Below are 8,308 nucleotides of genomic sequence, written 5' to 3'. Positions count from 1 at the left end.
TGTTTCACTTAGTTTTCATAGAATTTTTTACAGTTCCTTTATAATTGAAAACCCTTACATATATCTTATCATAATTCCCTATCTAATTGGTGAAAAAGTAATGAAATAGTGCTACTGTTGACGCGATATTCTTATTAGGTCGCCACCAGTAGCACTAGTCTTACCATTATTTACTTTTTATTTTTAAACACCTTCACACTTTCCATTAATAACACACTTCCGAGTGCTAGTGCAAAAGCAATGAATCCTTGGGTCCAGCCAAATTCAGCTGGAATATGGAACACTTCTCTTGCGAAAGGCATAATCGTAATCGAATATAGTACAAACCCAACTACGACAGCCCCTAATACATATTTATTTTGGAAAAATCCTGCACCAAAAGCAGTCTGGACATTTGACCTTGCCGGAAAGGTTTGTAACGTTCGCGACAGAATAAGAGTGGTAAATGCCATTGCTACCCCCATTCCTTCTGAGTGCTGCAATCCAATATAATGAGAGATAATAACTGCCACCCCAATTAACAACCCTCGGATAATAACAGATCGTAATGTACCTTCAGCGAAAATCCCTTCATCTATTTTTCGTGGCTTACGCTTCATGACGTTGGGTTCTGATTTTTCCATCCCTAATGCGATAGCCGGTAATGAATCATTTACAAGGTTGATAAATAATAATTGTAATGCAGTGAACGGATTAGCCCAATTCATGATTACGGCAAACAAAATCGCAATAATTGCACCTAAGTTACCAGCAAATAAATATGCAATCGATTTTTTGATATTATCGAAGACCGTACGTCCTACACTTACTGCTTTTACAATCGATACAAAATTATCATCGGTTAAAATCATTGCTGCCGAATCCTTCGCCACATCGGTTCCACTTCCCATGCCAATTCCAATATCAGCCTGTTTTAACGCTGGTGCATCATTGACCCCATCACCTGTCATTGCAGTAATTTGGTCTTTGCGCTGCCATGCTTTCACAATTCGGATTTTATTTTCAGGTGAAACTCGGGCATAAACAGCAATATGTTCTAATTTCTCGTCTAATTCTGTATCAGTCATATCGTCCAATTCTTTACCAGTAACAGCTAAATCACCTTCAGCCATTAATCCGATATCCTTACCGATCGCTTCTGCGGTTGTTTTATGGTCACCGGTGATCATGACAGGTTTTATACCTGCTTTTTTCGCCTCTTCAATGGATCCATAAACGGCATCTCTTGGTGGATCCATCATTGCCGTAAAGCCGATTAAAGTGAAATCTTGTTCATCATCTAATGTGATCTGTTGATCTTTTTCAATTTTTTTATATGCAAATGCTAAAACACGTAAAGCTTGCTTGGAGTAACGCTCATTTTGCTTCTCTAAATGTTCCAGCCATTCTGAAGTTAGTTCTTGTTGCTCTCCGTTAACTAAAATAGTATTTGCACGGTCTAACATTACATCTGGACCGCCTTTGATTAACATCAACCGTTCTCCATCAATTGTATAGACAGTCGACATCATTTTTCTTTCAGAGTCAAAAGGCAGTTCTGCTTCACGCGTATATTTATTTCGCAATTCTTTATATGGCTGGTTTTGCTTATCCGCTAATCGAATCAGTGCAATTTCTGTCGGATCTCCTATTTCATTGTTATCTTCATTAATATAGGAATCATTACAAAGTGCTGCAGTTTGAATGAGTAATCGTTCACTTTTCGAAGATTTTTTATTACTGAACGGATCCTCTATTTCCGGCAAATATACTTCTGTAACAGTCATTTTATTTTGGGTTAATGTTCCGGTTTTATCGGTACAAATAACACTCGTTGAACCAAGTGTTTCTACTGCCGGTAAACGGCGAATGATCGCGTGCTGCTTGGCCATTTTATTAGTGCCTACTGATAAAACAATCGTCACAATCGACTGCAAAGCCTCAGGAATAGCTGCTACTGCAATTGCAACCGAGAACATTAAAGCATCTAAGATGGCTTTTGTCATATCAACATTAGCATCATTAAACCAAATCCGACCAACTTGTACGGCAAAGATAACGATACAAATAAGTAAAATCGCAATCCCTAACTTTTTGCTGAAAGAATCCAGTTTTCGTTGCAATGGTGTTTGTTTTGCTTCCGCTGTTTCAATCATTTCGGCAATTTTTCCAATCTCTGCTTTCTCGCCAGTTGCTGTCACAACGAAAGTACCTCGTCCATTAACGACTAACGAACTGGAAAACACCATGTTTTTCTGATCACCGATTGATACTTCCTCTTCAATCGGTTCAGTGATTTTTTCTACCGCATCAGACTCACCTGTCAGCATACCTTCATTAATTTTTAATGATTCAGCTTCCATAAGACGACCATCGGCTGGTATGTAGTCCCCTGCCTCAAGCAAGACAATATCACCAGGTACTAATTCACGAGCCATTATGGTATGACTTGTGCCGTCACGAATTACTTTAGCCTCTGGCGCAGACATATCCCGAAGTGCATCTAGTGAACTTTCTGCCTTCTTCGTTTGCACCACACTAATAATAGAGTTTAACAAAATAACGACGAAAATAATGATCGATTCTATTAATTCTCCCAGTACTAATTGTACGATTGCAGCCACGAGGAGAACAACGACCATTGCGTCTTTAAAGCTTTCTAAAAACAGCTTCCATGTTGGTATTTTTTCTTTATCAGCGATTTCGTTATAGCCTTCCTGTTCAAGTCGGTTGTTAGCTTCGTTTGCTGTCAATCCCTCGGATAGTGATACTTCCCACTTATCTAATACTTCCTGCTTTGTTTTTTGATAACTGCTCAAGATTTACCCCCTCCTGATTCGATCGTAATCAGTACCTTTTCTATACGATAATCGGATATTTCAACTGCTTCAAAAATTAGGTTTTTATAAGAAATGGCTGGACGTTCTGAATTTTTCGGAATGTATCCTAGCTGATGAACCATAAATCCATTTACCGTCTCGAAATCCTCGGAAGGTAACTCCAATTGAAAAGCTTCCTCCAATAAATAGAGATGAGTCGTTCCCTCTACCTCATATTGATTCGTATTAACTTTTTTCACACTGCTTGCCTCATCTTCACCTGGCAAATGATGTTCACTTAATATTTCTCCAACAATTTCCTCGATCATATCTTCCATTGTAATAAGACCATCAATTCCACCATATTCATCGACAACCATCGCAATATGGATGTTATGTTTCTTCATATCACGAAAGGCGACATCAATAGGCTGAGACTCCATTACATAATAAGGCTCACGTAATAGGTGATTCCACGTTTGGTCGTTTGTTTTTAAATAAGGAAACATGTCCTTCATATGTAAAATACCAATAATATGATCGATATCCTCCTCATAAACCGGAAAACGAGTAAAACGTTTATCATTAATGATATCTAATATTTCCTCGATACTTGACTCCACATTAATGGCTGTAATATCTGTTCTGTGTGTCATAATATCAGAGACTGTTTTATCATTAAACTCAAATATATTATGAATCATCCGCTTTTCATCATTTTCAATCGTTCCACGTTCACCACCAATATCCACCAGCATTCTAATTTCCTCTTCATTTGCCTCTTCCTGTTTGGCATGTGGATCTACTCCAAACAATTTTACAATTAAGTTCGTCGAAAGATTCAATATTTTAACAAATGGATAACTAATTTTAAATAGCATCGATAATGGACTAACTGTTTTATAAGCTATCGTTTCTGCCTTTTGTAAGGCTAATTGCTTCGGCACCAGTTCTCCAATTACCAATGTAAAGTACGAAAGCAGAATCGTAATCGTAACAACAGCGATTGTTTTCATTACTGGTAATGCAATCGGTACACCGATAGCAACTAACCATTCTGCTAATGGCCCCGCAAAACGATCGGCAGCAAATGCACTAGCAAGGAAGCCCGCTAAGGTTATACCGATTTGAATCGTTGCCAAAAAGCGACCAGGTTCTGATAATAAAGCCTGTAATTTAATTGATTTTTTGTCACCTTGTTCTGCTCTTTTCTTTATTTTATTATCATTCAAAGCTACTAGCGAAATCTCAGAAGCTGCAAAAAACGCATTAATTAATATTAGTAATACAAGAATAAGAAAAGATAATACCAAAATACCACCCACTTTCACCAGTCTTATCATTGTTATACCCAAAATAAACGATAACAAGACAATTTTTTTAATAATATATGATTAAAAATGTCAAATTTGGATGAAACCCGTTACAAAATATGGCATAATAGATTATAATAGAAAATTTATTCTTAATATGTGATAATAAAAATAATTTAATTAGTACTCAGAAAGTAGTTGGTGGAATTATGCAATTAGAAATAGATAAGTCATCTTTACCAGTATATGAAGCATTAGCAAGCCAAGTCAGATTAGAAATTATTCAATTATTATCGAAAAATAAAATGAATATAAAGGAACTATCCAGTGTTTTAGGGATCAGTAGTCCGATTGTGACCAAACATATCGAAAAGTTAGAAAAAGCTGGTATCATTCGAACAGAAAAGATACCAGGGAAATCAGGGTTACAACGAATCTCCATACTAAAAGTCGACCACATCGAAGTCAATTTCCCTAAAAAAATCTATCATTCATTTGCTACATATGAAACATCAGTACCTATTGGTCATTACACAGACTATCATGTTGTACCTACTTGTGGCTTAGCGACTAGTAAAGACTTTGTTGGCCCGGTAGATCAAACCAAATACTTTATGGACCCTAAAAGAATGGATGCAAGAATATTGTGGTTTACACAAGGATTTATTGAATATAAAACTCCGAACTTTTTGCAAGAAGAAGATCAATTACAACAAATGGATATCAGTTTTGAAATCTCATCGGAGTTTCCATTTTCAAACGAAGTATGGCCATCTGACATTACTTTCACTTTAAACAATATCGAGTTAGGAACATGGCAAAGTCCAGGTGATTTTGCGGATACTAGAGGTAAATATACTCCTGACTGGTGGCCAAACAATATTAACCAATATGGGCTATTAAAAACGATTCGAATTACGTCACATGGCACCTATATGGATGGGGAACCTTTGTCAGATGTAACCATTCATGATTTAGACACTACTGTAGATGGATGGAAATTAAGAGTGGAAGTAAAAGAAGATGCCGAACACGTAGGTGGAGTCACATTGTTCGGAAAAGAGTTCGGAAACCATGATCAAGATATTAATTTTAAATTATATTATATTTAATAGATAGCTATTTCATAATGAAGTATGAAAAGAAAGAATCCGTCTCAATTTATTGGACGGATTTTTCTATTAGAAAAAATTATATATTCCATATCTTTACTACATCGCGAATTACTATCCTTCTAAAACTTTTTTCCTTTCTAAAGTGTAAAAAACAGCTTCACAACGCCTAATACTTCCTTTAAAATAATGGTAGAAGAATGTCGAATTATGAAATGAAAAAGAAAATGAGGGAACAGCGATGAAAAAAACAGTCATCATTGCAGATGATTCACGATTTATGAGACAGTGGCTTAAGCAGAAAATCGAACAACATTCCTATCAAGTTGTTGCGGAAGCCTCAACTGGTCTAGAAGCGGTGAAAGCATATCAACAATATAAACCAGATATTATCATCTTAGATATCGTTATGCCAAAATCGAACGGATTAGATGCCTTACTAAAAATCAAAGACTTAGACCCAAGCGCTAATGTCATCATGGCCTCTTCCCTCGCCACTAATGATAACGTAACAAGGGCATTGCACTATGGAGCCAAAGACTTTATCATCAAACCACACTTTCATAACTTAATACAAATTATGGATCATATTTTTGATTAGCAGCTATAGAACTATTTAATAGATAAACGTTTGTAGACCGGACATTTAGTGCCTTATTTATTAGAATAATAGCCTTTTTTTGATGTTGGTGGACATTTATTCCGTTATTCGGTTCATTTAAGTTAACATTAGAGCTTTTTTCTATGAATAGCGGAATAGATGTCCGCATGCAACCGGAAAACGGCAATTTTGTCACAAATTACGGAACAAATGTCCGCGCTCAGCCCTGATATAATCTAACAAACACAGCGACTTCCCACTCAGACCTTCAAAAAAGCTTGGCATTTATCTAGCCAAGCTTCCTAATTAAAATAATTCGTAATAGCTTTCTTGTCCAAGGTGCTGTACATATTTGTCCGCCAACTCTTTTAAATTCGTAGATTCTTCTAAAAAGAGCCACTGATCATCTTTCTCACCTGTATAAGATTTACGTTCTACTTGAAATGTTCTCGTTTCTTTATCCAATAATGTAAAACATAACTGCGCATCATATGTTTTATATTTCGGATCGGACAACGCCTCAACAATCAAAGGATTCTCATCGAATGGGACAGGATTTTCGTACGTATATAAATAGATACTTTTTTGTCTGATATCTAACTTATAATCCTTAATTGGACTATTATTTTCCATACTCTCTTTAAGTAACTGCACTTCTTCATCAGTTATTTTCCGCCTTGACTTCTTTGTTAAAAACACTCTTCCATTCGGGTGTTCATATATTTCATAACCTTCTGGAATGCTATCAACTGAAGTATTAGAATCATCTTTTTTAAAATAATAGGACGGATTACCTTTGTTCGTTTTCCTTACATGTAAATAGTACTCATCTCCACGAAAATTCGTATATTTCACTGCCATCTTTACACCACCTTTAGTTTCATAGCCGATACATAATCTCATGATTTTGCTTTCATTAGTATAACAAAAATCAGAATAAAGTGAAACTTTGAAAATAATGTGATTTGCATCACAATTAACTCCTTATCCTTTTGTTACAGTAAAAGTATATAAGTAAAGGAGGAACAATATCATGAGAGAATTTCAACTAACAGATACACCTGCAAATATTGTCAAAATATATCCAAGAGCAAGTGATTTTTTCAAAAAGGAAAAAATTGATTTTTGCTGTGGCGGCGATCAACCTCTTCAATCTATTCTTGATAAGAAAAAAAGACCTGTTGATGGGGAACAACTTATCAGATCGATCAATGACTCCTACCAAGCATGGATAGAAGCCGGGAATAAAGAGATCAATTGGGATGATGTCACTCCTTCAGAATTGGTTGACTATATTATGCAACATCATCATCACTATTTACATGAAGAGTTAACACCGCTCAGTCAGTTTGTTACAAAAATATACCGAGTACACGGTCCGCATCATCCGCATCTTGAAGATTTATATAAATTATTTCATCGATTCAAAATGGAAATGGAAGGTCATATGATTGAAGAAGAACGTGATTTATTCCCGCTTTTTGAAAAATATGACGTGGAACCAAGCAAAGCATTAAAAGAGCACATTTTCCAATTGAACAAAATGATGATCGAGGATCACGAATTTGTAGGTGAAATCATCCAACAAATGAACGAAATAACCAATGACTTTACATTGCCAGAAGGTGCATGTAATTCATACAGGATCACCTATGCTAGACTAGCAGAGCTAGAACAAAACACGTATCAACATATACACTTGGAAAACAATATACTCTTCAAGTCCATTTCATAGGATAGTAAAGACGCTAATAGTAGGATTAGCGTCTTTTACATATTTTCGACAATTTCCCGGGGAATATTTCCAAATAATTGTATTAGTTTATAATAATATAGTGTAAGAATGATAAATATTGGGAATAGCTTAAAGAGAATTATTTTAGTGTCATTAAAGGAGTGCATACGCATGGAAATCAAATTATCAGATCAAGCATTACAATGGTTTAAAGATGACGTTGGGGTAAGCGATGGAGATACAATTAAATTTCAAGCTAAATATGGTGGTTATAGCCCGATACATGAAGGTTTTTCACTAGCCTTTGCACTAAATGAACCAATGGAGGATACGATTACAACTACGGAAAGAGATGGTATTACCTTTTTTATTGATGCGACAGATGCATGGTATTTTGAGGGGTATAATTTAATTGTCGAATATAATGAACAATTAGATGAAGTTGCATATGATTATGAAGAAATCCAGTAAAGAGTGAGGAAATCCCTCACTCTTTTTCTTTTAGCTAAATCTCCCATACTCTCGAACCAAATACAACGAAACAGGAAGAAATTATGTTAAAATAAAGGAAGACTTATCAGGAAGTTAGCGACCGTCACCATCCGCTCAATAACCTTACACTTGAGGTTGGTGCTCTTACGGACAGTTAGTAACGTGATAAAAGCGAACTTAATAGAATGTTCAGTATTCTTTCTCGATATATATTCTATAAAGGAGCATTCCTGTTATGAAGAAATTTGAGGTTTGAA

7 protein-coding genes are annotated in these 8,308 nt (G+C 35.7%); 4 read left to right on the top strand and 3 right to left on the bottom strand.

What is annotated here, in order from left to right:
* Positions 1-170: 170 nt before the first annotated feature.
* Together GH715_RS20635 and GH715_RS20630 are read right to left on the bottom strand one after the other, a co-directional pair.
* On the bottom strand, positions 171-2,798 hold the full coding sequence (locus GH715_RS20635) for a cation-translocating P-type ATPase (protein ID WP_153837145.1): 2,628 nt from the start codon (positions 2,796-2,798) through the stop codon (positions 171-173).
* A complete protein-coding gene (locus tag GH715_RS20630; RefSeq protein WP_228760370.1) occupies positions 2,795-4,141 on the bottom strand; it encodes a hemolysin family protein in 1,347 nt (448 codons plus the stop codon). The genes GH715_RS20635 and GH715_RS20630 overlap by 4 nt, the downstream gene beginning before the upstream one ends.
* A gap of 179 nt (positions 4,142-4,320) precedes the next feature.
* Between GH715_RS20630 and GH715_RS20625 the strand changes: the two genes are divergently transcribed.
* Positions 4,321-5,223, top strand: a complete 903-nt coding sequence (locus GH715_RS20625) for an ArsR/SmtB family transcription factor (protein ID WP_153837144.1) — start codon at positions 4,321-4,323, stop codon at positions 5,221-5,223.
* A gap of 241 nt (positions 5,224-5,464) precedes the next feature.
* Positions 5,465-5,824 (top strand): response regulator, encoded by a 360-nt coding sequence (locus GH715_RS20620; RefSeq protein ID WP_153837143.1) that lies wholly within the window; start codon positions 5,465-5,467, stop codon positions 5,822-5,824.
* 306 nt (positions 5,825-6,130) lie between these two features.
* Here the strand turns inward: GH715_RS20620 and GH715_RS20615 are convergent, their stop codons facing one another.
* The gene (locus GH715_RS20615) at positions 6,131-6,685 is read right to left on the bottom strand and encodes a hypothetical protein (protein ID WP_153837142.1); all 555 of its coding nucleotides are present in this window, start codon (positions 6,683-6,685) and stop codon (positions 6,131-6,133) included.
* 172 nt (positions 6,686-6,857) lie between these two features.
* On the opposite strand from GH715_RS20615, the gene ric reads away from it, so the two are divergent.
* Together ric and GH715_RS20605 are read left to right on the top strand one after the other, a co-directional pair.
* On the top strand, positions 6,858-7,559 hold the full coding sequence (gene ric, locus GH715_RS20610; RefSeq protein WP_153837141.1) for an iron-sulfur cluster repair di-iron protein: 702 nt from the start codon (positions 6,858-6,860) through the stop codon (positions 7,557-7,559).
* Positions 7,560-7,730: 171 nt separating this feature from the next.
* Positions 7,731-8,030, top strand: coding sequence for a HesB/YadR/YfhF family protein (locus GH715_RS20605; RefSeq protein WP_153837140.1), 300 nt, complete (start codon positions 7,731-7,733; stop codon positions 8,028-8,030).
* Positions 8,031-8,308 lie beyond the last annotated feature (278 nt).

The organism is Gracilibacillus thailandensis, from assembly GCF_010994055.1.
Classification (GTDB): Bacteria; Bacillota; Bacilli; order Bacillales; family Amphibacillaceae; genus Gracilibacillus; species Gracilibacillus lacisalsi.
The sequence above is the reverse complement of the archived record's forward strand: the minus strand, read 5'-3'. Positions and strand labels throughout refer to the sequence as shown.

Bases quoted from the DNA above. Each gene is read 5' to 3' on its own strand.
- GH715_RS20605 (WP_153837140.1), top strand. From the start codon at position 7,731: ATGGAAATCAAATTATCAGATCAAGCATTACAATGGTTTAAAGATGAC.
- ric (WP_153837141.1), top strand. From the start codon at position 6,858: ATGAGAGAATTTCAACTAACAGATACACCTGCAAATATTGTCAAAATA.
- GH715_RS20615 (WP_153837142.1), bottom strand. From the start codon at position 6,685: ATGGCAGTGAAATATACGAATTTTCGTGGAGATGAGTACTATTTACAT.
- GH715_RS20630 (WP_228760370.1), bottom strand. From the start codon at position 4,141: ATGATAAGACTGGTGAAAGTGGGTGGTATTTTGGTATTATCTTTTCTT.
- GH715_RS20620 (WP_153837143.1), top strand. From the start codon at position 5,465: ATGAAAAAAACAGTCATCATTGCAGATGATTCACGATTTATGAGACAG.
- GH715_RS20625 (WP_153837144.1), top strand. From the start codon at position 4,321: ATGCAATTAGAAATAGATAAGTCATCTTTACCAGTATATGAAGCATTA.